The organism is Clavibacter sepedonicus, assembly GCF_000069225.1.
GTDB classification, from domain to species: Bacteria; Actinomycetota; Actinomycetes; order Actinomycetales; family Microbacteriaceae; genus Clavibacter; species Clavibacter sepedonicus.
The window spans coordinates 1,623,013-1,647,071 of sequence record NC_010407.1 but is presented as its reverse complement, the minus strand read 5'-3'; the positions used below and the strand labels follow the sequence as shown (position 1 = coordinate 1,647,071).

Genomic DNA, 24,059 nt, shown 5'->3' with positions numbered 1-24,059 from the left:
TTCGGTGGCGGCGGCGCGGGCCGGGCGGCGGATGCGGGCGGACGTCGTCCCGGCCGGCGCGCGGGTGCGCGCCGGTCGGCTTCCCTCTCCTAGTGCTGGAGAGCGAAGGGGTTGTGGACGAGGGCGTTCGTGCCCGGGCCCTGCGGTGCGCTGAGCACGTCGTCGCCGGCGATGGCCTCGACGGCGAAGGGGTTGTGGACGAGGGCGTTCGTGCCCGGGCCCTGCGGCGCGCTCAGCACGTCGTCGCCGGCGATCCTGGTGATGGAGACGTCATTCATGTCGTCATCCTCTCTCTCTAGTATCGAGAACCATTCTCAATACGGGGGAGACGATAGGGCCACCCGGATCTCCGCCGGATCCGCTGTCCACAGGTAGCGTCGGCCCATGGGGATGTTCCAGGTCGTGCAGGCGCGGCCCCACGACGCGGACCGGCTGTGGGCCCTGCTCGAGGAGGACCACCGGGAGCGCGCGACCGTGACCGGCGATCCGGACGAGGCCGCGTCCCACGACGTCGACCCCGTCGACGACGCCCTCGCCGCGCGACCCGGTGATCCGGCCGACGGCACGCTGCCGCTCCTGGAGTCCCGGCGCGGCCGCGTCGTGGCGCTCGTGTCGGATCCCGCGCGTCCCGTCCTCATCGCGTACTCCGGGATCCGCGCGGTCGGCTTCGCCCTGATGGACCGCAACGGGGTCGGCGGCCGCGCGTTCACCTCCGCGGGCTGGCGCGGGCTCGGTGTCGAGGAGGAGATCCGGGCCGCCGCTTCCCTACTGCTGCGCTGACCCGCGCGACGCCGCGCCGCTAGCCGATGGGCAGCAGGTAGGTCGGGGTCGGGACGGCGATCACGGCGGGTGCCGCGGTGGGGAGCCCCGTCGCCGGGTCGAGCCGGAAGGACGCGACCGTGCCGGATCCCTGGTTCGCGACGTGCAGCCGGTCGTCGACGATCGCGTGGTGGCGCGGCGTCGCGCCGCCGCAGTCGAACGCGGCGACCGGCGTGAGCGCGCCGTCGACGGCGATGCCGACCACCGCGATCCGGTCGGAGCCGCGGAGGCCGACGTAGGCGAGCCGCTCGTCGGCGGACACCTGCACCTCGGCGGCGGAGTCGCGGGCATCGGTCTCGGACGCGCACACGGTGGACCAGGCGACGCGCCAGGTCGCGCCCTGGCCCTCGAGCGCGTGCAGGGTGCCGTCGAGCTCGCCGACGAGGAGAACGCGGCCCGACGACAGGAGGGCCATGTGCCGGGGCCCCGTGCCCGCGGGGAGGGCGACGGCGCCGATCCGGTCGAGGCGGCCGTCGTGGAGGGCGTGGACGTGCACCGTGTCGGTGCCGAGGTCGGCGCTGAGGACGATGCCGCCGCCGACGTGGAGCGTGGCGTGCGCGTGCGGGCCGTCCTGCTGCGGGCGGGGGCCGGATCCCTCGGCCGTCAGGAGCTGCGTCGCCTCGCCGAGGGTGCCGTCGCCCGAGAGCGGGTGGACGGCGACGGTGCCGTCGCCGTAGTGCGCGGTGAGGAGCACGCCGTTGACCACGTGCAGGTGGCAGGGGCCGGATCCGCCGCTCGGCTGCCCGCCCGCCCACTGCAGCGATCCCACGGGACCGTGGCGGAACGCCTCCACGCGGTCGGCTGCCTCCCCCACCGCGTAGACCATGTCCCCGTGCGCGAGGAGGAACGAGGGCGACGGCGTCTCCACGGCGGTGCCGACGACCGCGAGGTCGCCCGTTATGGGGTCGACCGCGAGAGCCGTGATGCCGACGCCCGATCCGCCGGCGTCGGCGGTGTAGCCGCCCGCCCACATCGAGACCTCGGGCACGGCGGCTTCCTCGGGCGTCATCATGGTCCTCACCCTACGGGTCGCGTCCGACGCGGCGCGGGCGGGCGGGCAGCGGGCACGCCGGCGTCAGTAGCCCGAGGACGGCTCCACGATGCCGACGAAGTCGCCCGTGCGGAGGAAGCCTTCCGTGTTGAGGCGGATCCGCTCGGCCAGCAGCGGCCGGACCATGTCCGGGGTGTCGGCGGTGTGCGGCGTGACGATGCACCGCTGCTCGGAGAACAGCGGGTGGCCGTCGGGCAGCGGCTCGGGCGACGTGACGTCGAGGCCCGCGCCGTGGATCGCGCCCGAGCGGAGCGCGTCGACGAGCGCGTCGGGGTCGACGAGCGCGCCGCGGGCGATGTTGACGAGGACCGCCGTGTCCTTCATCGCCGCGAGCTGCGCGGCGCCGATGAGCCCGGCGGTGTCGTCGGTGCTGGCCGCGGCGAGCATGACGACGTCGGCGCTCGCGAGCACCTCGTCGAGCCGGTCGGCCGTGATGGTGCGATCCGCGCCCTCGACGGGGTCGCCGCTGCGGCGCACGACCGTGACCGTGCAGTCGAACGGGGCGAGCAGCCGGATGTACTCCAGCGCGATGCCGCCGGCGCCGACCACCACCACCTCCGCACGGTAGAGCGAGAGGCCGGCGGAGGATCCCCAGGACGTCGCCCGGGCGCGCTCCGGCAGCTGGCGCAGGGTCGCGAGGGTCAGCGCGAGCGCGTGCTCGGCGACCGGCTCGGAGTAGGCGCCCTTGGCGCTCGTCCAGACGAGGTCGGGCCGGTCGCACGCGCGGAGGGTGTCGGCGAAGGCGTCGACGCCCGCGAACGGCAGCTGCACCCACTGGACCTGCGGGTTCGCGGCGAGCGTGTCCGTGAGCTCGGCGGCGCGGGTGATGGACAGCCAGACGATGCCGCGGGTCTCCTCGGAGAGGTCGGCCACCTCGCCGCCGGCCGCACGGACGGCCTCGAGGTATGCGTCCTCGGTGCGCGGCAGCATCGCGATGGGGCCGGGCGCCGGACGCGCGTCGCCCGTGAGGCGGTGCGGGGTGGCGCCGTCGACCGCGCGGTGGACGCGGCGCGGGGCGGATGCGGATGCGGTGGTGTCGGTCATGTGCGGGGCCTCCGGGGATGCGGGACGCGGGCGGGCGGTTCGGGGGATCGCAGCACGACGTCGGGGCCGGCTCCGTCGGGCGCGGGCTCGGCGGCCATGCGCGACTCGGCGAGGCCCTGCACGTACGGGTGCGTGGGATCCGCGAGCACGTCGTCGATCGCGCCGTAGCCCACCAGCGTGCCGCGGTGCAGCACGGCGAGGCGGTCGGTGAGGCGCTCGACGACGGCGAGGTCGTGGCTGACGATGAGGGCGGAGAAGCCGCCTCGGGACTGGAGGTCGCGCAGCAGGTCGAGGACGGCGACGCGGCTCATGACGTCGACGCCCGAGGTCGGCTCGTCGGCGATGAGGAGGCGCGGGCCGAGCACGAGCGCGCGGGCGAGGGCGACGCGCTGGCGCTGGCCGCTGGAGAGCTCGTGCGGGTAGCGGTCCTGCGTGCCGGGCGGCAGGTCGAGCGCCGCGAGCAGGGTCACGACGCGGCGCGCGGCGACCTGGCTGTCGAAGCGGCGGTCGCGGGAGAAGATCGGCTCGGCGATGGCCTCGCTCGCCGTCAGCTGCGGGTGCAGCGTGGTACCCGCGTCCTGCGGCACGTAGCCGATGCCGTACGTGGTGCGCGTGCGCGCCCGGCGGCCCATGCGGCGGAGGCCCTGGCCGAGCACGGAGGCGTCGCCGCCCGTGATCCGCGGCACGGCTGCCCCCTCGTCGCCCGACGGGACGAGACCCGCGAGCACGCGCGCGAGCGACGACTTCCCGGATCCGCTCGCGCCCACCACGCCGAGCACCTCGCCCGGCATGATCCGCAGCGTGATCCCGTCGACGGCCGGCGGCGTCTCCGCCCCGCGGCGGGCGGGGTACGCCAGCCGCAGGTCGCGGGCGTCGAGCACGGGCTCGGCGGATCCGCCGTCCGCGTCGGCGTCTCGGGGGGTGTGCGTCATGCGCTGCTCCGTCCTCGGCGTGGTCGTGCGGTGGGCCGGCGTGACCGGCCGCACGACGGGTGCGGGTTCCGACCCATCATGCCCGGGGTGGGCCGGGCCCCGCTCGGAGCCCGTCAGCCGGCGGTCCGCTCGGCGGCCCGCAGCGCGTGCAGCCGGGCGCGGCGCTCGGCCTGCTCCGCGGGATCCGGGACGGGCAGCGACGCGAGGAGGCGCTGCGTGTACGGGTGCTGCGGGTTCCCCAGCACCTCGGCGCCCGTCCCCTCCTCCACCAGCTCACCGCGGTAGAGCACGGCGATCCGGTCGGCGAGCAGGTCGACCACGGCCAGGTCGTGGCTGATGAAGAGCGCCGCGAACCCGAGCTCGCGCTGCAGTTCGGCGAAGAGCTCCAGCACGCGCGCCTGCACCGACACGTCGAGCGCGCTCGTGGGCTCGTCGGCCACCAGCAGGCTCGGCTCGAGCGCGAGGGCGCGGGCGAGGCTCGCGCGCTGGCGCTGACCGCCGGAGAGCTCGTGCGGGTAGCGGTCGCCGAAGGCCTTCGGCAGCTGCACCGCTTCCATCAGCTCGTCGACGCGGGCGCGCGCGGCCTGCGGGGACCTCGCGCGTCCGTGCACGATGAGCGGCTCGGCCACGCACTCGGCGATGGTGAGGCGCGGGTTGAAGCTCGTCGCCGGATCCTGGAACACGAACCCGATGTCGGCGCGCTGCGTGCGGAAGTCGCGCTCCCGCACGCCGAGCATCTCGGTGCCGAGGACCCGGAGGGATCCGCCGGTCACGTTGGTCAGGCCCGCGATGGCGCGGCCGATGGTGGTCTTGCCCGAGCCCGACTCCCCCACGAGCCCGAGGACCTCGCCGGCCTCGATGCGCAGGTCCACGCCCTTGACGGCGCGGAACGCCGGGCTCCCCAGGCGCCCCGGGTACTCGATCTCGAGCCCCTTCGCGACGACCACGGGGGCCGCCTCGGTGGCCGACGCCGCCCGCGCGCGGGTGCGCACCGCGGCGCGCTCCACCGTCGCGGCGACGCCCTCGCCGAGCTTCGGGACGGACGCCAGGAGGTTCCTGGTGTACTCCTCCTTCGGCGACGCGAAGAGCGTGGCGACGTCGGCCTGCTCCACGAGCCGCGAGCGGTACATGACGGCCACGCGGTCGGCGAGGTCGGCCACGACGCCCATGTTGTGCGTGATGAGGATGACGGCCGCTCCGAACTCGTCGCGGCAGCGGCGCAGCAGGTCGAGGATCTCCGCCTGCACGGTCACGTCGAGAGCGGTGGTGGGCTCGTCGGCGACGATGAGGCCGGGATCCAGGACGAGCGCCATCGCGATGACCACGCGCTGCTTCTGCCCGCCCGAGAACTGGTGCGGGTAGTGGTCGACCCGGGTCTCGGGATCCGGGATGCCGACGCGGCGGAGGATGTCGATCGCCTTCGCGCGGCCCTCCTTCTTCGAGACGCGGCCGTGGGCGCGCAGGCCCTCGACGATCTGCCAGCCCACCGTGTGCACGGGGTTCAGCGCCGTCGACGGCTCCTGGAACACCATCGCCACGTCGCGGCCGCGCGCCTGGCGCAGCTGGTCGGCGGAGATGGACAGCACGTCGACCGCGCCCGCGCCCTTCCGGTCGCTGAGGAGCACGGCCCCGTCGGTGACGGCCGTGTCCGGCAGGAGGCCGAGGATCGTGCGGGCGGTGACGGACTTGCCCGACCCCGACTCCCCCACGATGGCGAGGATCTCGCCGGGCGACACGGTCAGGGACACCCCGTCGACCGCGCGGACGTCGCCGCCGTCGGTCGCGAAGGTGACGCCGAGGTCGCGGATGGAGACGACGTCGCTCATGCGGCCACCTTCTTCGTGTCGGCGCGCTTGCGGGCGCGCAGCTTGGGGTCGGAGATGTCGTTCACGCTCTCGCCGACGAGCGTGAGCCCGAGGACCAGCAGCACGATGGCGACGCCGGGGAAGACGCCCGTCCACCAGACGCCGCTCGCGGTGTCCGCGAGCGCGCGGTTGAGGTCGTAGCCCCACTCGGCGGCCGACGTCGGCGAGATGCCGAAGCCGAGGAAGCCCAGGCCCGCGAGCGTGAGGATCGCCTCGGAGGCGTTGAGCGTGAGGATCAGCGGCAGCGTGCGGGTGGAGTTCCGCAGCACGTGCACGAACATGATCCGCGGCGTCGACGTGCCGATGACCTTGGCGCTCTCGACGAACGCCTCCGCCTTCAGCCGCACGACCTCGGCGCGGATGACCCGGAAGTACTGCGGGATGTAGACGACCGTGATGCTCACGGCCGCGGACAGGATGCCGCCCCACAGGCTCGACTGGCCGCCGTTCAGCACGATGCTGACCACGATGGCGAGCAGCAGCGTCGGGAACGGGTAGATGGCGTCGGCGATGACCACGAGGATCCGGTCGAGCCAGCCGCCGAGGTAGCCGGAGACCACGCCGAGCAGCACTCCGACGAACAGCGAGAGGATCACGGCGATCACGACGACGGACAGCGCGGTCTGCGTGCCCCAGACGACGCGCGAGAACACGTCGTATCCGCCGACCGTGGTTCCCCAGATGTGCGTGCCGTCGGGCGCGGACTGGCGCGGGAACGACCCGCTGTCGTCGCGGCCCTGCGCGAAGCCGAACGGCGCGATGACGGGCGCGAGCGCCGCGAGCAGGATGAAGATCCCCGTGATGACCATGCCGGCGACGAGCATGCCGCGCTGGAGGCCCACGCTCTGCCGCACGTGCGAGACGAGCGGGAGGCGCTGGAACAGGGTGCGGCGTGCCGGGGCGGGGGCGGGGGACGTGGTGGTGGCGGTCATGTCAGTACCTCACTCGCGGATCGATGAGCGCCGCGACGACGTCGACGATGAAGTTGGTCACGGCCACGATCACGGCCAGCAGCGCCACGATCCCCTGCACGGCGACGAAGTCGCGCGCCGCGAGGTACTGCGCGAGCTGAAAGCCGAGGCCCCGCCACTCGAACGTGGTCTCCGTGAGCACCGCGCCGCCGAGCATGACGGCGATCTGCAGGCCCACGACCGTGATGATCGGGATGAGGGCGGGCTTCAGCGCGTGCCGGGTCGTGAGCCGGAACTCGCCGACGCCGCGCGAGCGCGCCGCGTCCACGTACTCGGTGCCGAGCGTCGAGATGACGTTGGTGCGCACGAGCCGCAGGAAGATGCCCGCGGTGAGGAGCCCCAGCGCGAGCGCCGGCAGCACCGCGTGCTCGAGCACGTCGCTGACGGCGGTGGGGCTGCCGAGGCGGAGCGCGTCGATCAGGTAGATGCCGGTCGGGTTCTCCAGCCGGCCGAGGGCCACCTCGACGCGCGTGTCCGCACGGCCGGACAGCGGGAGGATCCCGAGCCAGACCGAGAACACGAGCTTGAGGAGCAGGCCCGCGAAGAAGACGGGCGTGGCGTAGGCGAGGATCGCGAGGATCCGCAGCACGGCGTCGGGCGTGCGGTCCTTGTAGTAGGCGGCCACGAGGCCGAGCGGGATGCCGATGAGGAAAGCCACGATCAGCGAGTAGATGACGAGCTCGAGCGTGGCCGAGCCGTACTGCAGCAGCACCTCGCTGATGAGCCGGTTGTCGGTGAGCGAGCGGCCGAAGTTCCCCGTCGCGATCTGGCCGAGGTACTCGAGGTACTGCACGATGATCGGCCGGTCGAACCCGGCGGTCGCGAGGCGCTCCTGCAGCTGCTCGGGCGTGAGGCGGTCGCCCACGGCGGCGGAGATCGGGTCGCCCACGATGCGCATGAGGAAGAACACCAGCGTCACGAGGATGAACACGGTCGGGATGATGAGCACGGCGCGGATGAGGATGTACTGGCCGAGCCCGATCCCCTGCTTCCGGGCCTTGGGCTGCTGCGCCCCGGGGGGCGCGGACGCGGGGATCGCGTCCGGGATGACGGTCACGGAAGTGGTGCCTTTCGGGTCGTCGTGCGGGTGGTGCGCCGGGTCGGGATGCCACACGGGGCGGCATGGGGATGGGGCGTCCCGCCGCAGCGGGACGCCCCATCCGAGGAGGCCTTCAGCCTAGGAGACGGCCTCCGTCGGGCCGGCTAGCCCTTGGTGATCGGTGCGTAGCGGAACTTGAAGGAGGCGTCGAGCGTCACGCCCTTCACGTCCTTGCCGGCCACCGCGACCTGCGAGCCCTGGAGCAGGGGCAGGGTCGGCAGGTCGGCGGCGACGTCGTCCTGGATCTGGCCGATGAGCTCGGCGCGCTTCGTGGAGTCCGCCTCCGACAGCTGCTGCGTGATGAGGTCCGTCACGGTGGGGTTGTCGTAGTGGTTCTTCACGAAGGACTGCGGGGAGAAGAACGGCGTCAGGTAGTTGTCCGCGTCCGAGCAGTCGGGGAACCAGCCGAGCTGGTACGCCGGGTACTCGTCGTTGACGCGGGCCTTGCTGTACTGGTCCCAGATCGTGGACTGCAGGTTGACCTGGAACAGGCCGGTCGCCTCGAGCTGCTGCTTGATGAGCGCGTACTCGTCGTCCGATCCTGCGCCGTAGTGGTCCGGGTTGAACTGGAGCTGCAGCGCGACGGGCGTCTGCACGCCCGCATCGGACAGGGCCTTCGCGGCCTTGTCCGCGTCCGGCCCGCCGTTCCCGTCGCCGTAGACGCCCTTGAGCGCCTCGTTGGCGCCGGAGAGGCCGTCGGCCACGTAGGAGTAGAGCGGCGTGTAGGTGCCGTTGTAGACCTGGGTCGACAGCTCCTCGCGGTCGACGAGGTCGGCCGCGGCCGTGCGCACGGCGAGGGCCTTGGCCTCGTCGGCCTCGCCCGTCGTCTTGCCGAAGGGCTGCGTGTTCAGGTTGAACGTGATGTAGCGGATCTCGCCGCCGGGGCCGTCGATGACCTGGACGGAGTCGTCCTTCTTGAGGTCCGCGATGTCGGTCGCGCCGAGCGAGCGGCCCACGACGTCGATCTCGCCGTTCTGCACGGCGAGCTTCATCGTGGTCTCGTCCGCGTAGTAGCGCGCGGTCACGCCGCCGTTCGCGGGCTTCGGCAGGACGCCCTGGTAGTCGGCGTTGGGCGCGTACGCGACGAGCTGGTTGAGCTGGAAGTCGGTGATGACGTACTGGCCCGCGAAGGCGTTCGCCGCGACGATGTCGGCCGGGTCGGCGAGCTTGTCGGCCGGGAAAACCTCCTCGTCGACGATGGGGCCGGCGGGGCTGGAGAGCACCTGCTCGAACGTCTGGTCGTTCGCGGTCTTCAGCGTGAAGACGACGGTGGTGTCGTCCGGCGCGGCGACGGACTCGACGTTCGCGAGCAGCGACGACGGGCCGTTGCCGTTGTCGGCGCCGTTGGCCGCGATGGTCGCGATGCGGTCGAACGTGTACTTGACGTCGCTCGCGGTGAGCGCGTGGCCGTTCGCGAACTTCAGGTCGGGCTTCAGCTCGACCGTGAACTCGTTCGGCGAGGTGTACTCGCCGGAGACGGCGAGGTCGGGCTCGACGTCCGGGCTGCCGTACGGGCTGTTGAACAGGAAGGGGTAGACCTGGTTCTGCACCGCGAACGAGCCGTTGTCGTAGGAGCCGGCGGGGTCGAGCGAGAGGACCTTGTCGGTCGTGCCGACGACGATGGAACCGCCGCCTGAGGCGCCGTCCTCGGCGAGCGGGTCGCCGGATCCGCCGGAGCAGCCGGCGAGGACGAGGGCCGCGGCGGAGAACCCGGCCGTGGCGAGCAGGACGCGTGAGCGCCGGGAGAATGCGGACGTCATGTTCCGAGTGCCTCTTTCATGAAGGGGATCGCGCCCGCGACGGGTGAGACACGGACGCTGTGCTGTGCATGATTTCTAACACACGGGAAACAGCAGCCCCGACCCCGGGGACGCGCGGAGACGCTTCTTCACACGAATGCAACATGGCCCGCGCGACGGGATCCGTCGTGGGACGCGGTCCACGCGGACGGATCGCGCCTATTCGCGGAGCGCGCGGCGTTCGGCCTCGACCTGCATGAGCTCGCGCTGGATCTCCTGGTACCGCTCGCGCTCGTGCGTCGCGTCCGTGCGCTGCAGCCGGCCGATGAGGTCGGCCTTGCGCCGCAGCAGGTCGCGCCCGACGAGCTCGGCCGTGACGCCCTTCACGTAGACGGCCAGCTTGTCGGCGTCGCCGCGGTTCGGCAGCGGTGCGACGCCGAGCTGCTTGACGAGCGTCGCGAACGACTCCGGCACCTCGAGGGCCACGCGCGAGAGCCAGTCGGCGCCGCCGAGGGCGTCCATGCTCCCGATGACGCCGTCGCGGACGACCGCGAGGCTCTCGTTGACGAAGGTCACCTGCGCGGCGCGCATGACGAGGTCGTTCCCCACGAGCTCGGGGTGCTGCAGCATCGCCATGAGGGCGTCGCGCTCGAGGCGGGTCGCGAGGTCGGTCGGCAGGTCCATGAGCGACATGGAGCGGGACGCGTCGCCTGCGCCGTCGTCGTCCGGGCCGTGCCCGCCCTGCGCGTGACGGCCCTGCGGCGCGCCGCCCGACCGGTCGGCGCCGTCGGCGGGCATGCTGCGGCCCGCGGTCTGGACGGCGCGGCCGACCTCGGTGAGGTCCATGCCGAGCCACCCGGCGAGCTCGCGCGCATAGCCCGGGCGGAGCGACGGGTCGCGGATGTCGGCGACCACGGGCGCGGCTGCCCGGAGCGCGGCGACCCGGCCCTCGACGGTCTCGAGGTCGTGGTCGGCGAGGATCTGCTTGATCGCGAACTCGAACATGGGCTTCTTGCCCTGGATCATCCGGCGTACGGCGTCGTCGCCGCGCGTGAGGCGGAGGTCGCACGGATCCAGGCCCTCGGGCCCGACCGCGACATACGTCTGCGCGGCGAAGCGCCGCTCCTCCGAGAACGCGCGCATGGCGGCCTTCTGGCCTGCGGCGTCGGGGTCGAAGGTGAAGACGACCTCGCCGAGGCCACTGTCGTCGCCGAGCACGCGGCGGAGCACCTTGATGTGGTCGACGCCGAACGACGTGCCGCACGTGGCGACCGCCGTGGTGATCCCCGCTAGGTGGCACGCCATGACGTCGGTGTAGCCCTCGACCACCACGACCTGCCGGCCGCGGCTCACGTCGCGCTTGGCGAGGTCGAGCCCGTAGAGCACGGAGCTTTTGTGGTAGACGGGCGTCTCGGGGGTGTTGAGGTACTTGGGGCCCTTGTCGTCCTCGCGGAGGCGCCGCGCGCCGAAACCGACGGTGGCGCCCGTGAGGTCGCGGATGGGCCAGACCAGCCGACCGCGGAACCGGTCGTACGCGCCGCGGTCGCCCTGGCTGAGGAGACCGGCGGTCACGAGCTCGGCCTCCGCGTAGCCCTTGGCCTTGAGGTGCGAGGAGAGCGCGTCCCAGCTCTGCGGGGCAAAGCCGACGCCGAAGCGCTGCGCGGCGCCCTGGTCGAAGCCGCGCTCCCCGAGGAAGGTGCGGCCGATCTCCGCCTCCTCGGATCCGAGCTGCTCCACGAAGAACTCCGCGGCCGCCTCGTTCGCGCCGAGCAGGCGCGACCGGTTGCCCTGGTCCGTGGCCGCCTGTCCGTCCTCGTAATGGAGCTGGTAGCCGATGCGCTGCGCCATGCGCTCCACGGCCTCGGCGAAGGTCACGTGGTCCATGTGCTGCAGGAACGTGTAGACGTCGCCGCCCTCGCCGCAGCCGAAGCAGTGGTAGAAGCCGACCTGCGGCCGCACGTGGAAGCTCGGGGTGCGCTCGTCGTGGAAGGGGCAGAGGCCCTTGAGCGATCCGACGCCGGCGGACTTGAGGGTGACGTACTCCCCCACCACGTCGCCCAGGTTGACCCGGGAGCGGACCTCGTCGATGTCGTTCTTGCGGATCAGGGCCATCGGCTCATCCTACGACCGGCGTCCGCGGCGAGCCGCGGCCCTGCGGGCATCAGCCGAGCCGGCATCAGAAGACGGGCCGGGCGCACAGGCGCTCGTACCAGGAGATGGCCGACTGGTCGGTGAGGCTGGCGACCTGGTCGACGATGACGCGCTTGCGCGCCCCGTCGTCCGCGGCCTCGCGCCAGTCGCCCGCGAAGCCGGGGTCGAGCTCGTCGGCGCCGCGCGCGTGCAACGCGTCGGCGAGGCCCGCGAGCACCTCGCGCTGGCGGGCGTAGATGGGCTGGCGCGTGTTCTTCGACATCACGAACGCGGCCACGATGCCCTTCAGCACGGCGATCTCCGCCTGGATCGCCCGGGGCACCACCACGTGCGCGCCGAAGCGGATGAGGCTGCGGTCGGTGTGCGTGGCGCGCGTGAGCTGCGTGGCGGCACCCGCGAACCGGCCGATGAGCTGGCTCGTGAGGTCCTTCAGCGCGGCCTGCGCGCCGCGGCCGCCGTCGTACTCGTCCACCCAGACGTCGAGGGAGTCGAGGCGGTCGAAGGCCTGGATGAGCTCCTCGTGCGAGTGCGCGCCGCCGATCCACGCGACCATCGAGTCGACGAGCTCCTCGTGGTCGACCCGGGCGCCGAGCGCGCGCACGTCGACGTAGCCGCCGACGATGGCGTCCTCGAAGTCGTGCACCGAGTAGGCGATGTCGTCGCTGAGGTCCATGACCTCGGCCTCGATGCACTTGCGGCCGGCGGGCGCGCCCTCGCGCAGCCACTCGAACGCGGCCACGTCGTCGTCGTAGAAGCCGAACTTGCCGCGGCCCGAGGGGTCGGGCACCGACTGCGAGCTCGGCCACGGGTACTTGCAGCTCGCGTCGAGGCTCGCGCGCGTGAGGTTGAGGCCGTAGGGCCGGGCCTCCGGCCCGATGACCTTGGGCTCGAGCCGCGTGAGCAGGCGCAGCGTCTGCGCGTTGCCCTCGAAGCCGCCGATGTCGGACGCCCAGTCGTTGAGCGCCCGCTCGCCGTTGTGGCCGAACGGCGGGTGCCCGATGTCGTGGGCGAGGCACGCGGTGTCGACCACGTCGGGATCGAGGTCGAGGCTCGAGGCGAGCTCGCGGCCCACCTGCGCCACCTCGAGGGAGTGGGTGAGGCGGTTGCGCGCGAAGTCGAGGCCGGCCATGGGGCTCAGCACCTGGGTCTTCGCGGCCAGGCGCCGGAGCGCGCTGGAGTGCAGGAGGCGGGCGCGGTCGCGCGCGAAGTCGCTGCGACGGGACGAGTGCTGCTCCGGGTACCAGCGCTCGGCGTCGGTCTCGCTGTACGTGGACCTCGTCGTCATGCCCTCAGCCGCCACTGTTGTGGATCTCCCCGTCCGCGATCTCCATCGCATCCTGCGCGTCGATGTCGCGGCTCTCGAGCCACCGGTCGGGCAGCGCCGTGCGCTTCATGCTGCCCTGGCGGCCGCGCGCGCCCTCGGCGCCCGCACCCGGGTACGGCTGGTCGCGGTCGAGCGTGGCGAGCAGGCCGTCGATCTCCGCGAGCGAGGACGCGGAGGCGAGCGCTGCCCGCAGGTCCCCGCCGACCGGATAGCCCTTGAAGTACCAGGCCACGTGCTTGCGTGCGTCGCGGCAGCCCCGCTCCTCGCTCTCGAAGAACTCGGTGAGGAGCTCGACGTGGCGGCGGAAGGTGTCGGCGACCTGGCCCTGCGAAGGGTGGGCGCGGGGCGTGTCCGCAGGATCGAGGCCGGCGGCGCGAGCGTGGAACGCGGCGGCGAGGTCGCCGAAGAGCCACGGGCGGCCGAGGCAGCCGCGGCCGACGACCACGCCGTCCGCGCCGGTCTCGTCCATCATGCGGATGGCGTCCTCCGCGGCCCAGATGTCGCCGTTGCCGAGGACGGGGACGTTCCGGATGGCCTGCTTGAGCTTCGCGATGGCCGACCAGTCGGCGTGGCCGCTGTAGTAGTCCGCGGCCGTGCGCGCGTGCAGCGCGATGGAGGCGACGCCCGCGCCCTCGGCGGCGCGCCCGGCCTCGAGGTAGGTGAGGTGGTCGGCGTCGATGCCCTTGCGCATCTTCACGGTGAGGGGGATGTTGCCCGCCGCCTTCACGGCGCCCTCGACGATGTCGGTGAAGAGCCCGAGCTTCCACGGCAGGGCCGCTCCCCCGCCCTTGCGCGTGACCTTGGCGACCGGGCAGCCGAAGTTGAGGTCGATGTGGTCGGCGCGGTCCTCCGCGACGAGCATGGTGACGGCCTCGCGCACGGTCTTCGGATCCACCCCGTAGAGCTGGATGGAGCGCACCTTCTCCGACGGGTGGTGCGTGATGAGCCGCATGGACTCGGGCGTGCGCTCGACGAGGGCGCGGCTCGTGATCATCTCGCTGACGTAGAGGCCGGCGCCGAACTCGCGGCAGAGGCGCCGGAACGCGGTGTTGGTGATGCCGGCCATGGGCGCGAGCACCACGGGCATGTCGAGCGGGATGCCGCCGATGCGCAGGGCGGGCTCGGCGGAGGGCGCGGGGGCGCCGGGCGCGTCGGCCGCGGAGGGGACGGGGGCGAGGGTCGGAGAGGACATGACGGCTCGATTCTCCCAGACGGGACGGCGGGCGGCGGACGCGGAGCGCGATGCCCGCGGGGACCAGGCGGCGGGCGCCTGGGGAGGGACGGTCAGATGGCGAGACCGGCGTCGATCGCGTCGCGGACCCGCGCGAGGTCGGCGGCGGCGGACGCGTCGGCGGAGGAGTCATCAGCGGCCGGGGCGTCGACGGCGGAGGCGCCGGGCACCAGGCAGGAGTCGCCCTCGCAGACGGCCGCGTCGACGGATCCGCGCATCGTGAAGGGGGACGCGGCGACGGGCAGCGCGCCGGTGGCGGGTGACGGGCTCATCGCGTCGCCTCCTCGCCCGCGACGACGCGGACCGTGTCGCCGTCGCGCGCGGCCAAGGCCTCGCCGAGCGCGGAGGTGAACACCGACGGGTCCTGCGCACCGGAGATGCCGAAGCGCTCGTCGATCACGAAGAAGGGAACGCCCTGGATCCCGTAGGCGAGCGCCTGCGCCTGGTCGGCGCGCACGTCGTCGAGGTGACGGTGCGACTCCAGGGCCTCGCGCACCTCGTCGGCATCGAGGCCGACCTCGACCGCGAGCTCGACGAGGTCCGGCACGCGGCCGACGTGACGCCCCTCGGTGAAGTACGCCTTCAGCAGCCGCTCCACCATCTCGAGCTGCACGCCGCGCACGCGCGCCAGGTGCAGCAGCTCGTGCGCGAGGACCGTGTTGGTGTGCTGCAGCGCGTCGTAGTCGTAGGCGAGGCCCTCGGCGGCGGCGAGCCGGGTCATGTCGTCGAGCATCGTCGCGACGCGGTCGGCCGGGATGCGCTTGTGTCCCGCGAGGAAGTCGACCTCGGTGCCCTGGAAGTCGACCGGGGTGTCGGGGGCGAGCTCGAACGAGCGGTAGGTGATCGCGATCTCCGGGGCGTCGGGCGTCCGGGCCTGGAAGTCGCGCGCTCCGCGCTCGAAGCGGCGCTTGCCGACGTAGCACCACGGGCACGCGATGTCCGACCAGACGTCGACGCGGATGGCGGGCAGGGCGGGGGCGGTGGAGTCGGTCACGGGTGGGCAACGCGTCGGGAAGGCGGGGCATTCCCGCGGCGTTGCCCGAGCATGGCCGACATCTCCCCCTCTCCCGTCCCGTCCGGATCCGACGACGCCGCCCCCCCCCCCCGCGGCCGCCAGCGCGTGCTCGATCACGCCGCCCGCCTCGGCATCGACGTCGAGGTCGTGGACCGCCCGGACGCCTCGTCGCTCGAGGAGGCCGCGGCCGGCCTCGGGATCGAGGCGTCGCACCTCGTGAAGTCGCTCGTGGTCAAGCGGCACGACGGCGCGCTGCTCATCGCGCTCGTGCCGGGCGACCGGCAGATCAGCTGGTCGAAGCCGCGCGCGCTCGTGGGCGTCAACAAGCTGTCGATGCCGGCGCCCGAGGTGGCGCTCGAGGCGACGGGGTACGAGCGCGGCACCATCACGCCGCTCGGGGCCGACGGCGACCTGCCCGTCTACGCGGACGAGCGGATCGCGGGCCGGCGCATCGGCATGGGCGCAGGCGAGCACGGCGTCTCCGCCCTCGTGGACGCCGACGCCCTCGTGGCCGCGCTCGGCGCGACGGTCGGCGACATCACCGACGAGCTGACGATCCGCCGCCTCTGACCCGCGTGGTGCCGCGCCCGCACGTGTCGTGGCGCGCGGCGTCGCACCGCGAGCGGATGCGCCGACCACGACTCAGCGGTCGACACCGGGCGCATCGTCCGCGCTTGAGAATCCGAAGACCGCAGCGCCCTGGGCCCAGGGAGGCCGCCCGGGTAGCGTGCCACCATGACCGAGCAGCAGCCGTACACCGTGGTGCGTGAGGAGTCCTCCTTCCAGGTGCGCCGATACCCCGAGCACGTCGTCGCGGAGGTCACTGTCCGCGCCGACTTCGACGCCGCCGGCAACACGGCGTTCCGAGCCCTGTTCGGCTACATCAGCGGGGCGAACGCCGCGGGCGGGAAGGTGGCCATGACGGCGCCGGTCGTCCAGGCCCCGGTCTCGCAGGAGATCGCGATGGCAGCACCCGTCGTCCAGACGGCGGGGCAGGACGCCGGGAGCCATGTCGTCGCGTTCGTCCTCCCGTCGACGTTCACCGAGGCGACGGCTCCTGCGCCGACGAGCCCCGAGGTCTCCCTCCGGACGGTCCCCGAGGCGCTCGTGGCGGCCACGACCTACTCCGGCCGCTGGACGCGGGCCCGCTACGACGAGCGCTGCGAGGAGCTCATCGCTGCCTTGGCCGAGGCGTCGATCACCACCCTCTCCGCACCCCGCTTCGCCCGGTTCGACCCGCCCTACAAGCCCTGGTTCCTGCGACGCAACGAGGTCCTCATCGACGTCGCCGGCTGATCGCCTCCGGTCCCCTCCGTCCGATCACCCGGACGGCGCGCACGACGTGACCTCCCGCGGGGCGGCATCGTCCGCCGCGACCCGGCACCCCTCGCGGCCGGACGACGGTGGCTCTCCGCACCGGTGCGCCCTAGCTGTACTGGGTCATGACGTTGGTGACACTCGGGCCGCGGGCGTGAGCCCGTGGCTTGAGTGGATTCGTTCAGTGTTGTAGTGCTCGATGAAGGGGTCAAGCGCGTCGGCGCGGTGTTGGTTGCTGGTGAAGGGTTGCCGGTAGGCCCACTCGGTCGCGAGGGTCCGGTTGAAGCGCTCGACCTTGCCGTTCTGCCAGGGGCAGTGCGGGCGGATGAACTTCTGCCGCGCGCCCAGGTCCTGGACGGCGTTCTTGAACGCGGTCGAGTGCCGGTAGGCGAACGCGTTGTCCGTGATGACCCGCTCGATCCGGGTGATCCCGCGCCCGGCGAAGTACGCCGCTGCGCGGGTCAGGAACCCGGCCGCGGTCGCGCCTTTCTCATCGGGATGGATCTCCGCGTAGGCGAGACGGGTGTGGTCATCGACCGCGGCATGGACGTAATCGAACCCGATCCCGCGGCCGCGGACCTGCTCGCTGCGCCCGTGGACCCGCCAGCCGCCTCCGTCCGGGATCCTCCCGAGCTTCTTCACGTCCACGTGGATCAGATCACCCGGATGCTCGTGCTCATACCGGTGCGCCGTTGACCGGGATGCCCGGATCACGGCCCCGGTGACGGGGTCCAACCATGCCAACGGCGGCGCCCCGTGCCGGCGCAGGATGCGGGAGATCGTACGGGATGGAACACCTGTCACCGGCGCCAGCCGCGCAGGACCCGCCCGCAACTGGGCCCGCGCTTCCAGCACGGCCCGTTCCCGCTCCGGGCTCGTTCGCCTCGGTACTGACCGGGGCCGCGATGACCGATCCGTCAGCCCTCGCAGCCCCTCGGCACGGAACCGGTTCACCCATCGATGCGCGCACTGCCGCGACACCCCCAGCTCCCGCGCGACGTGCGCGACCGGCCGACGATCCTCCACCACCCGCCGCACGAGGAGAACCCTCCCGTGAACCGTCAGACGAGCATTACCGTGGGACATCGAGGCCTCCTGGCGATGGTTGAACTGAACAGCTCCATCAAGCCAGGAGGCCTCTTCACACGCCCCGAAGTGTCACCAACGTCATGGCCGAGTACAGCTAGAGCCGCCGCACGAGCACGTGCCCGCGCGCCATGGTGAGCCGCGTCCACGGACCCGTGCGGAAGACGGCGACCGGCGGCTCCACGTCGTCGGCCTCGGCGTCGCCGTCCGGATCCGGCCCGAGGAACCCCAGGCTGTAGGCCGCGAACGCCCCGCCGCCGACGACGTCGGGAGCGCCGTCAACTGGGCGTCCCCACACCTCTCCGCGCACGCGCGTGACGATCTGCTCGCCGATCCCCGACGGGACGGCCGCGGCCACCTCGTCGATCCCGGCCCGCGCTGCCGCGCGCAGGGAAGCGGTGGGCACGTCCGCGACGCGTTCCCACCCGGCGCGCGGTGGCGAGATCCCCGCCCACGGCGCGGTGGCGGTGTCCGGCGGCACGAGCACGCCGACGGGCTCGCCCGGGGATCCGGTCGCCGGCCCCTCGAGGCGCGCGAGCCGGTCGAGGAGCGCGCGGATCGGCACCACGCTGTCCACGGGGGCCTGCGTCTCGGCCGCGAAGGTGCGGAGGCCGAGCACGGTGGGCGACCGGTCGAGGAGGCCGGCGGGCTGGAGGACCGACGTGTACACGGCGAGGACCCCACCGGATCCGATGAGCCGCACGGCCCCGTCGTCGACGCGGGCGGAGCGCCCGAGGAAGGTCTGCAGATCGCCGAGGGCGAGGGCGTCCCGGAGGGCGAAGGAGGGCGTCATGGCGTGTCTAAGCTACTGGATGCGCCTCTGCGATCCGCCGGGCGCCCGGCCACCCGAGGCCGGCCCGCCACGCGGAGGACCCATGACCGACCACGCATCCGACATCCCGGACGACGGCCCGCTCGCCGGCCTCCTCACCGCCCTCGACCCCACCGACACGGGTGCGCGCACGAGCGAGGACATCTCCACCGGACCGTCGCAGTGGATGCCCATGGGTCGCGTCTTCGGGGGCCAGGTGCTCGCCCAGTCCCTCGTCGCGGCGATGCGGACGACGGATCCCGAGCGCCGCCCGCACAGCATGCACGGCTACTTCCTGCGGCCCGGCGACGTCACGAAGCCCATCACGTTCTCGGTCGATCGGATCCACGACGGCCGCTCGTTCTCCACCCGCCGCACGCAGGCGTACCAGGACGGCCGCCCGATCCTCTCGATGATCGCGTCGTTCCAGGACGCGGACGAGGGCCTCGAGCACCAGGCCCCCATGCCCGAGGGTATCCCCGAGCCGGAGTCGCTGCCGAGCGCACGCGACGTGCTGTCCCGCATCGACCACCCGGTCGCCGCGCACTGGGCCAACGACCGCCCCTTCGACATGCGCCACGTCGAGCAGCCCGTCTACTTCGGCGCAGCCCCGGAGCGCGTCGCGCACCAGGCCGTGTGGATCCGCGCGATCGGCCGCCTCCCCGACGACCCCGCCGTGCACCTGGCGTCGCTCGCCTACGCGAGCGACTACTCCATCCTCGAGTCCATCTACCGCCGGCACGGCCTCTCGTGGGCGACGCCCGGGATCAAGGCGGCGAGCCTCGACCACGCGATGTGGTTCCACCGCTTCGGCCGCGCCGACGAGTGGATGCTCTACGTGCAGGAGTCGACGAGCGCTCAGGGTGGCCGTGGCCTGTCGCTCGGCCGCATCTACTCGCGCGACGGCGTGCTGCTGGCGAGCGTGGCCCAGGAGGGCATGGTGCGGGTGCCGCTCGCGGACCGCGCCTGACCGGCCCGCTCAGCCGCGACGGCTGAAAGCCACCGGCTCCTCGAGGTAGGTCGACCAGGCGGCGCGCTCGTCCTCGGTGATGCGCCGCGGGCGCCCCGTGGCGGCGTCGACGAGCACGATCGTCGTGGAGGCGCGCGCGTACAACGCGGCCGGCTCGACGCCTGCCGGCGTCCGCACCTCGTAGCACGCCTCGAAGCTGGACCCGCCGAGCCGCCCCAGCCACACCTGCACGTCGAGCGGACGCCGCCCGTAGGAGATGGGCAGCAGGTACTCGATCTCCTGACGCGCGATCAGGGTCATGGTCGCCGCGCCCGCCGACGCGTCGATGAGCGCGAGCCCCGCGTCCTCGCCGTCGTCCTCGCCCTGCCAGAAGGCGCGGACGCGCGCCTCCTCCAGGAGCCGCAGGACCTCGACGTTGTTGACGTGGTCGTAGGCGTCGAGGTCCGCCCACCTCAGGTGGATCGGGACGTGGACCCGGGTCACGGATCAGTCCCGGGTCAGCTTGCGGTACGCGGAGCGGTGGGGCTTCGCGGCGTCCGCGCCCAGGCGCTCGATCTTGTTCTGCTCGTACGACTCGAAGTTGCCCTCGAACCAGTACCAGTTGGCCGGTTCCTCCTCCGTGCCCTCGTAGGAGAGGATGTGCGTCGCGATCCGGTCGAGGAACCACCGATCGTGGGTGATGACCACGGCGCAGCCGGGGAACTCGAGGAGCGCGTTCTCGAGGCTGCCGAGCGTCTCGACGTCCAGGTCGTTGGTGGGCTCGTCGAGCAGCAGCAGGTTGCCGCCCTGCTTGAGCGTGAGCGCGAGGTTCAGGCGGTTGCGCTCACCACCGGAGAGGATGCCGGCCTTCTTCTGCTGGTCGGGGCCCTTGAACCCGAAGGTGGAGACGTAGGCGCGTGCGGGCACCTCCTGCTTGCCGACCTGGATGTAGTCCTGCCCGTCGGAGACGACCTCGAAGAGCGACTTCTCGGGGTCGATGCCACCGCGGCTCTGGTCGACGTAGGAGATGTCGACGGTGTCGCCGACCTTCAGCTCGCCGGAGTCGAGCGGCTCGAAGCCGACGATGGTCTTGAACAGCGTCGTCTTGCCGACGCCGTTCGGGCCGATGACGCCGACGATGCCGTTGCGCGGCAGCGTGAAGGAGAGGTCGTCGATGAGGACCCGCTCGCCGAACTGCTTGTGCAGCTTGTCCGCGTCTATGACCTGCGAGCCGAGGCGCGGACCCACGGGGATCTGGATCTCCTCGAAGTCGAGCTTCCTCGTGCGCTCCGCCTCGGTCACCATCTCCTCGTAGCGCGCGAGGCGCGCCTTGGACTTCGCCTGGCGGCCCTTCGCGTTGCTGCGCACCCAGTCGAGCTCCTCGGCGAGGCGCTTGGAGAGCTTCGCGTCCTTCTTGCCCTGGACGCTGAGGCGCTCCTGCTTCTTCTCGAGGTAGGTCGAGTAGTTGCCCTCGTAGGGGTAGAGGCGTCCCCGGTCGACCTCGGCGATCCACTCGGCCACGTGGTCGAGGAAGTACCGGTCGTGGGTAACGGCGAGGACGGCGCCGGGGTACTTGGAGAGGTGCTGCTCGAGCCAGAGCACACTCTCGGCGTCGAGGTGGTTGGTGGGCTCGTCGAGGAGCAGCAGGTCGGGCTTCTGGAGCAGCAGCTTGCAGAGCGCCACGCGGCGCTTCTCGCCGCCGGAGAGGTTCGCGACCGAGGCATCCCCCGGCGGGGTGCGGAGCGCGTCCATCGCCTGCTCGAGCTGCGAGTCGAGCTCCCAGCCGTCGGCGGCGTCGATGGCCTCCTGCAGCGTGCCCATCTCGGCGAGCAGCGTGTCGAAGTCCGCATCCGGCTCGGCCATGGCCGCGGCGATCTCGTTGTAGCGGTCGACCTGCGCCTTCAGCGGGCCGACGCCCTCCTGGACGTTCTCGAGCACGGTCTTCGACTCGTCGAGCTCGGGCTCCTGCATGAGGATGCCGACCGAGTAGCCGGGCGAGAGCTTGGCCTCGCCGTTGCTGGGGGTGTCGAGGCCCGCCATGATCTTGAGGATCGTCGACTTGCCCGCGCCGTTCGGCCCGACGACGCCGATCTTCGCGCCGGGGATGAACGACATGGTGACGTCGTCGAGGATCAGCTTGTCGCCGACCGACTTCCGGGCGCGGACCATCGAGTAGATGTATTCAGCCATGGGCACGAGTCTATTCAGTGCGGCAGCCGCCGGATGCCGCGCCGGGAGGCACCGGCGCCGCCGTCACCAGTCGATCATGCGCGTCTGGCCGACGAGGCAGCGGCCGGACGAGAGCGCCGGCTCCACGTGGGCGCTGAACCCGTCTCGCGCGCGCTGCCCGATGAGGCAGGCGTCCGGCATGTGCACGGCCACGAGGATCGAGTCGACCGCGTTGCCGAGGGGCGTCGCGTCTGCCGTGACCTCCATGCGGTCCTTCGGGAAGCCGACCGCCACGAGGGCATCGACGAGCGCGCGGCCCTGCGCGTCCGCGTCCGCCGCGACGACGGCTCCGGCGGCCGCCTCGAAGGCCGGCAGGTTGCCCTTGGCCGTGCCGTCCGGGTCGACGGGCGCGACGGTCGGGGAGGCGGGCGCAGCGCCGGGCGCGGCGGTCGCCGTGACGGCGGCGGGCGTCGGCTCGGGTGCCGTCGACGTCTGCGTGCAGGCCGACAGGAGCAGGGCGACGAGGAGCGCCGGCGCCAGGAGGGCGCGGGAGACGCGGATCACGCGGCGGACTCGTCGGCGCAGGCCGTGTCGTCGTCGCGGTCGGGTGCCGGGGGGATGGCGAGGTCGTCGCCGCGGGCGCTCCCCTGGCCGTCGTCGAGGGAGGATGCGCTCATGCTGGCGAGGATATCCCGCGCGATGTCCTCGAGCTGCGCGGTCTGATCCGCGGTCAGCGGGTCGAACACCGTGCGGAGCACCTCCTCCGCGTGCCCGGGGGCCGCCGCCTCGAGGGTCGCCCGACCCTGGTCCGTGAGCTCGGCGAGGAGGCTCCGACCGTCGTGCGGCGACCGCGTGCGACGGACCCAGCCCAGCTGCTCCAACCGGGTGACGGCGTGCGAGGTCCGGCTCGCGGAGGCCTGGAGCGCCCGGGCCAGCACGCTCATCGGGAGCGCCACGTCCTCCGCCTCCGACAGGCGGACGAGGATCATGTAGTACGCATGCGGCATCCCCGAGTCCCGGAGGAGCTGCCGCTCGATGCGCTCGGTGACGTGGTTCAGGGCGACGATGACCGTCCGCCAGGCTCGCTGCTGATCCGGCTCGAGCCACCGGGGGGATCCGCTCATGGTGCGATCCTAGGCTCCGCCGAGACCGGGACGACCGTCCCTGCCCCGCTGTGGGCGAGCACCGCCTCGGCGACGAGCTCGGTCGCGTCGTCCTCGGGGCGGGCGCCCCGACGCGGGACGACCCGGCACCGGTGCAGACCACGAGGACGGCGCCGCCCTCCGCGGCGCCCGCGGCGCCGGATCCGACGAGGAGGCTCGCGACCTCCCACCCCTCGACCGTGCGGATGCCCCGCGGACGGCAGGTCACCATCCCCCGCAGCACTACGCGCGCCCCGCGCCCGCTCCGATCGCGCTCGCGTCCCCCGCCCCCGTCGCCCACCTGGCCGCCCCTCCCCGCGACCACGTGGCCGCCGACGCAGGATGCGCCGCCGGAGGTGCGGCGCGGGGACGCCGAGCGGGTCCCGGGCGCGACGCGGAGCGCGCGCGCCTGGGGAGGGACGGCGGGGGCTCAGTGCTCAGTGAAGCGGAGGTCGTCGTCCCGGCCCGCCCGGAGCGCGGCCTTCGCGATCTCGAGCGTCGGGTATGCGCCGGCCACGACGCCGCGGTGCAGCGACCGCACCTCGTATCCGTCGTCGTGCGAGTGGATGGAGGCGATCGCCCCCGTGGCCCCGAAGGCCACCCATGTCTTGCCCGCGGTCCGCGGGACCCCGTTCGTACGGGTCGTGCTTGTGCTGGTGGTCATGGACATCGTCGTCGCCTCTCCTCCCCGGGCTCCGTCGCCCGGACGTCCCGATGGTACGCCGAGGCCCCGCGGCCGTACAGGCCGCGGGGCGTCGGGGAGCGGTGGATCAGGCGGCGCGCACGTACTGCGCGAACGACTTCCGCACCTTGTTCACCTTGGGCACGGCGACCGCGTTGCAGTAGCCCTGGCCCGGGTTCTTGGCGAAGAAGTCCTGGTGGTAGTCCTCTGCGTCGTGCCAGGTGCCGAGCGGCTCGATCGTCGTGACGGGCGTGCCGTCCAACAGGTCGCCGGCGCGGGCGATCGCGTCGCGGAAGAGCTGCTCCTGCTCGGCGTCCGCGGGGAACATGGCCGAGCGGTACTGGGTGCCGACGTCGGCGCCCTGGCGGTTGAGCTGGCGCGGGTCGTGCAGCGTGAAGAACACGTCGAGGATGACGTCCGCGGGGATGACCTCCTCGTCGAAGACCACCTTCACCGCCTCGGCGTGCCCGGTCGCGCCCGTGCACACGGCGTCGTAGGAGGGGTGGGCGGTGTGGCCGCCGATGTAGCCGGAGATGACGTCCTGGACGCCGTCGAGCGTGCGGTAGACCGCATCGAGGCACCAGAAGCAGCCGCCGGCGAGGATGAATGTCTGCATGAGAGATGAACCTACTTCCCGTCGATGCGCGCGAGGTCCGCGGCGG

25 protein-coding genes are annotated in these 24,059 nt (G+C 72.7%); 4 read left to right on the top strand and 21 right to left on the bottom strand.

Annotated elements, in window-relative coordinates:
* Window positions 1-89: 89 nt before the first annotated feature.
* Complete coding sequence (locus CMS_RS07780; RefSeq protein WP_012298936.1) at window positions 90-278, bottom strand: streptamidine-related RiPP repeat protein; 189 nt, start codon at window positions 276-278, stop codon at window positions 90-92.
* Between the two features lie 106 nt (window positions 279-384).
* Here CMS_RS07780 and CMS_RS07775 point away from each other — a divergent pair, with 106 nt between their 5' ends.
* On the top strand, window positions 385-780 hold the full coding sequence (locus CMS_RS07775) for a hypothetical protein (protein WP_041464522.1): 396 nt from the start codon (window positions 385-387) through the stop codon (window positions 778-780).
* A gap of 19 nt (window positions 781-799) precedes the next feature.
* Here the strand turns inward: CMS_RS07775 and CMS_RS07770 are convergent, their stop codons facing one another.
* From CMS_RS07770 to CMS_RS07715, 12 genes are all read right to left on the bottom strand, one after another.
* A complete protein-coding gene (locus CMS_RS07770; RefSeq protein ID WP_012298934.1) occupies window positions 800-1,831 on the bottom strand; it encodes a lactonase family protein in 1,032 nt (343 codons plus the stop codon).
* A 63-nt stretch (window positions 1,832-1,894) separates the two neighbouring features.
* The gene (locus CMS_RS07765) at window positions 1,895-2,800 is read right to left on the bottom strand and encodes a D-isomer specific 2-hydroxyacid dehydrogenase family protein (RefSeq protein WP_012298933.1); all 906 of its coding nucleotides are present in this window, start codon (window positions 2,798-2,800) and stop codon (window positions 1,895-1,897) included.
* A gap of 110 nt (window positions 2,801-2,910) precedes the next feature.
* Entirely contained in the window at window positions 2,911-3,846 is a 936-nt protein-coding gene (locus tag CMS_RS07760; protein ID WP_012298932.1) for an ABC transporter ATP-binding protein, read from the bottom strand.
* Window positions 3,847-3,959: 113 nt separating this feature from the next.
* Window positions 3,960-5,672: a dipeptide ABC transporter ATP-binding protein gene (locus CMS_RS07755; RefSeq protein ID WP_012298931.1), complete on the bottom strand. Its 1,713-nt coding sequence runs from the start codon at window positions 5,670-5,672 to the stop codon at window positions 3,960-3,962.
* Complete coding sequence (locus CMS_RS07750) at window positions 5,669-6,643, bottom strand: ABC transporter permease (RefSeq protein WP_012298930.1); 975 nt, start codon at window positions 6,641-6,643, stop codon at window positions 5,669-5,671. The genes CMS_RS07755 and CMS_RS07750 overlap by 4 nt, the downstream gene beginning before the upstream one ends.
* Window position 6,644: 1 nt before the next feature.
* Window positions 6,645-7,739: an ABC transporter permease gene (locus CMS_RS07745; protein ID WP_012298929.1), complete on the bottom strand. Its 1,095-nt coding sequence runs from the start codon at window positions 7,737-7,739 to the stop codon at window positions 6,645-6,647.
* A gap of 146 nt (window positions 7,740-7,885) precedes the next feature.
* Entirely contained in the window at window positions 7,886-9,541 is a 1,656-nt protein-coding gene (locus CMS_RS07740) for an ABC transporter substrate-binding protein (RefSeq protein WP_012298928.1), read from the bottom strand.
* Between the two features lie 198 nt (window positions 9,542-9,739).
* Window positions 9,740-11,632, bottom strand: coding sequence for a DNA primase (gene dnaG, locus CMS_RS07735; protein ID WP_012298927.1), 1,893 nt, complete (start codon window positions 11,630-11,632; stop codon window positions 9,740-9,742).
* A 64-nt stretch (window positions 11,633-11,696) separates the two neighbouring features.
* Window positions 11,697-12,956, bottom strand: coding sequence for a deoxyguanosinetriphosphate triphosphohydrolase (locus CMS_RS07730; RefSeq protein WP_012298926.1), 1,260 nt, complete (start codon window positions 12,954-12,956; stop codon window positions 11,697-11,699).
* 4 nt (window positions 12,957-12,960) lie between these two features.
* Window positions 12,961-14,187 carry a tRNA dihydrouridine synthase DusB gene (gene dusB, locus CMS_RS07725; protein WP_012298925.1) on the bottom strand — a complete coding sequence of 409 codons (1,227 nt, stop codon included), beginning with the start codon at window positions 14,185-14,187 and terminating at the stop codon, window positions 12,961-12,963.
* 92 nt (window positions 14,188-14,279) lie between these two features.
* Window positions 14,280-14,498 (bottom strand): hypothetical protein, encoded by a 219-nt coding sequence (locus CMS_RS17325; protein WP_012298924.1) that lies wholly within the window; start codon window positions 14,496-14,498, stop codon window positions 14,280-14,282.
* Window positions 14,495-15,220 (bottom strand): DsbA family oxidoreductase, encoded by a 726-nt coding sequence (locus CMS_RS07715; RefSeq protein WP_012298923.1) that lies wholly within the window; start codon window positions 15,218-15,220, stop codon window positions 14,495-14,497. The genes CMS_RS17325 and CMS_RS07715 overlap by 4 nt, the downstream gene beginning before the upstream one ends.
* A 51-nt stretch (window positions 15,221-15,271) precedes the next feature.
* Between CMS_RS07715 and CMS_RS07710 the strand changes: the two genes are divergently transcribed.
* Window positions 15,272-15,811, top strand: coding sequence for an aminoacyl-tRNA deacylase (locus CMS_RS07710; RefSeq protein ID WP_012298922.1), 540 nt, complete (start codon window positions 15,272-15,274; stop codon window positions 15,809-15,811).
* Window positions 15,812-15,976: 165 nt separating this feature from the next.
* Window positions 15,977-16,537: an SOUL family heme-binding protein gene (locus CMS_RS07705; protein ID WP_012298921.1), complete on the top strand. Its 561-nt coding sequence runs from the start codon at window positions 15,977-15,979 to the stop codon at window positions 16,535-16,537.
* A gap of 144 nt (window positions 16,538-16,681) precedes the next feature.
* Here CMS_RS07705 and CMS_RS16575 read toward each other — a convergent pair whose 3' ends face one another.
* Both CMS_RS16575 and CMS_RS07695 read right to left on the bottom strand, forming a co-directional pair.
* Complete coding sequence (locus tag CMS_RS16575) at window positions 16,682-17,644, bottom strand: IS481-like element IS1121 family transposase (protein ID WP_012296866.1); 963 nt, start codon at window positions 17,642-17,644, stop codon at window positions 16,682-16,684.
* Window positions 17,645-17,741: 97 nt separating this feature from the next.
* Window positions 17,742-18,437, bottom strand: a complete 696-nt coding sequence (locus CMS_RS07695) for a hypothetical protein (protein WP_012298920.1) — start codon at window positions 18,435-18,437, stop codon at window positions 17,742-17,744.
* A gap of 82 nt (window positions 18,438-18,519) precedes the next feature.
* Between CMS_RS07695 and CMS_RS07690 the strand changes: the two genes are divergently transcribed.
* Window positions 18,520-19,425, top strand: a complete 906-nt coding sequence (locus CMS_RS07690; protein ID WP_012298919.1) for an acyl-CoA thioesterase — start codon at window positions 18,520-18,522, stop codon at window positions 19,423-19,425.
* 9 nt (window positions 19,426-19,434) lie between these two features.
* On the opposite strand, the gene CMS_RS07685 is transcribed toward CMS_RS07690, so the two are convergent.
* The 6 genes from CMS_RS07685 to msrA all read right to left on the bottom strand — a co-directional run bounded on the left by CMS_RS07685 (window position 19,435) and on the right by msrA (window position 24,013).
* Window positions 19,435-19,908 (bottom strand): acyl-CoA thioesterase, encoded by a 474-nt coding sequence (locus CMS_RS07685; protein WP_012298918.1) that lies wholly within the window; start codon window positions 19,906-19,908, stop codon window positions 19,435-19,437.
* Window positions 19,909-19,911: 3 nt separating this feature from the next.
* The gene (ettA, locus tag CMS_RS07680; RefSeq protein ID WP_012298917.1) at window positions 19,912-21,594 is read right to left on the bottom strand and encodes an energy-dependent translational throttle protein EttA; all 1,683 of its coding nucleotides are present in this window, start codon (window positions 21,592-21,594) and stop codon (window positions 19,912-19,914) included.
* A 63-nt stretch (window positions 21,595-21,657) separates the two neighbouring features.
* Entirely contained in the window at window positions 21,658-22,137 is a 480-nt protein-coding gene (locus CMS_RS07675; RefSeq protein WP_012298916.1) for a DUF6993 domain-containing protein, read from the bottom strand.
* A complete protein-coding gene (locus CMS_RS07670; protein WP_012298915.1) occupies window positions 22,134-22,697 on the bottom strand; it encodes a MarR family winged helix-turn-helix transcriptional regulator in 564 nt (187 codons plus the stop codon). The genes CMS_RS07675 and CMS_RS07670 overlap by 4 nt, the downstream gene beginning before the upstream one ends.
* Window positions 22,698-23,145: 448 nt before the next feature.
* Window positions 23,146-23,379, bottom strand: coding sequence for a hypothetical protein (locus CMS_RS07665; protein WP_012298914.1), 234 nt, complete (start codon window positions 23,377-23,379; stop codon window positions 23,146-23,148).
* A gap of 106 nt (window positions 23,380-23,485) precedes the next feature.
* A complete protein-coding gene (gene msrA / locus CMS_RS07660; protein ID WP_012298913.1) occupies window positions 23,486-24,013 on the bottom strand; it encodes a peptide-methionine (S)-S-oxide reductase MsrA in 528 nt (175 codons plus the stop codon).
* Between the last annotated feature and the right edge of the window lie 46 nt (window positions 24,014-24,059).

Coding starts and splice junctions, on each gene's coding strand:
- CMS_RS07755 (WP_012298931.1), bottom strand. CDS start 5,672: ATGAGCGACGTCGTCTCCATCCGCGACCTCGGCGTCACCTTCGCGACC.
- msrA (WP_012298913.1), bottom strand. CDS start 24,013: ATGCAGACATTCATCCTCGCCGGCGGCTGCTTCTGGTGCCTCGATGCG.
- CMS_RS07775 (WP_041464522.1), top strand. CDS start 385: ATGGGGATGTTCCAGGTCGTGCAGGCGCGGCCCCACGACGCGGACCGG.
- CMS_RS17325 (WP_012298924.1), bottom strand. CDS start 14,498: ATGAGCCCGTCACCCGCCACCGGCGCGCTGCCCGTCGCCGCGTCCCCC.
- ettA (WP_012298917.1), bottom strand. CDS start 21,594: ATGGCTGAATACATCTACTCGATGGTCCGCGCCCGGAAGTCGGTCGGC.
- CMS_RS07770 (WP_012298934.1), bottom strand. CDS start 1,831: ATGATGACGCCCGAGGAAGCCGCCGTGCCCGAGGTCTCGATGTGGGCG.
- CMS_RS07690 (WP_012298919.1), top strand. CDS start 18,520: ATGACCGACCACGCATCCGACATCCCGGACGACGGCCCGCTCGCCGGC.
- CMS_RS07765 (WP_012298933.1), bottom strand. CDS start 2,800: ATGCTGCCGCGCACCGAGGACGCATACCTCGAGGCCGTCCGTGCGGCC.
- CMS_RS07740 (WP_012298928.1), bottom strand. CDS start 9,541: ATGACGTCCGCATTCTCCCGGCGCTCACGCGTCCTGCTCGCCACGGCC.
- CMS_RS07665 (WP_012298914.1), bottom strand. CDS start 23,379: ATGACCACCAGCACAAGCACGACCCGTACGAACGGGGTCCCGCGGACC.
- CMS_RS07750 (WP_012298930.1), bottom strand. CDS start 6,643: ATGACCGCCACCACCACGTCCCCCGCCCCCGCCCCGGCACGCCGCACC.
- dusB (WP_012298925.1), bottom strand. CDS start 14,187: ATGTCCTCTCCGACCCTCGCCCCCGTCCCCTCCGCGGCCGACGCGCCC.
- CMS_RS07695 (WP_012298920.1), bottom strand. CDS start 18,437: ATGACGCCCTCCTTCGCCCTCCGGGACGCCCTCGCCCTCGGCGATCTG.
- dnaG (WP_012298927.1), bottom strand. CDS start 11,632: ATGGCCCTGATCCGCAAGAACGACATCGACGAGGTCCGCTCCCGGGTC.
- CMS_RS07730 (WP_012298926.1), bottom strand. CDS start 12,956: ATGACGACGAGGTCCACGTACAGCGAGACCGACGCCGAGCGCTGGTAC.
- CMS_RS07780 (WP_012298936.1), bottom strand. CDS start 278: ATGAATGACGTCTCCATCACCAGGATCGCCGGCGACGACGTGCTGAGC.
- CMS_RS07760 (WP_012298932.1), bottom strand. CDS start 3,846: ATGACGCACACCCCCCGAGACGCCGACGCGGACGGCGGATCCGCCGAG.
- CMS_RS07705 (WP_012298921.1), top strand. CDS start 15,977: ATGACCGAGCAGCAGCCGTACACCGTGGTGCGTGAGGAGTCCTCCTTC.
- CMS_RS16575 (WP_012296866.1), bottom strand. CDS start 17,644: ATGTCCCACGGTAATGCTCGTCTGACGGTTCACGGGAGGGTTCTCCTC.
- CMS_RS07670 (WP_012298915.1), bottom strand. CDS start 22,697: ATGAGCGGATCCCCCCGGTGGCTCGAGCCGGATCAGCAGCGAGCCTGG.
- CMS_RS07710 (WP_012298922.1), top strand. CDS start 15,272: ATGGCCGACATCTCCCCCTCTCCCGTCCCGTCCGGATCCGACGACGCC.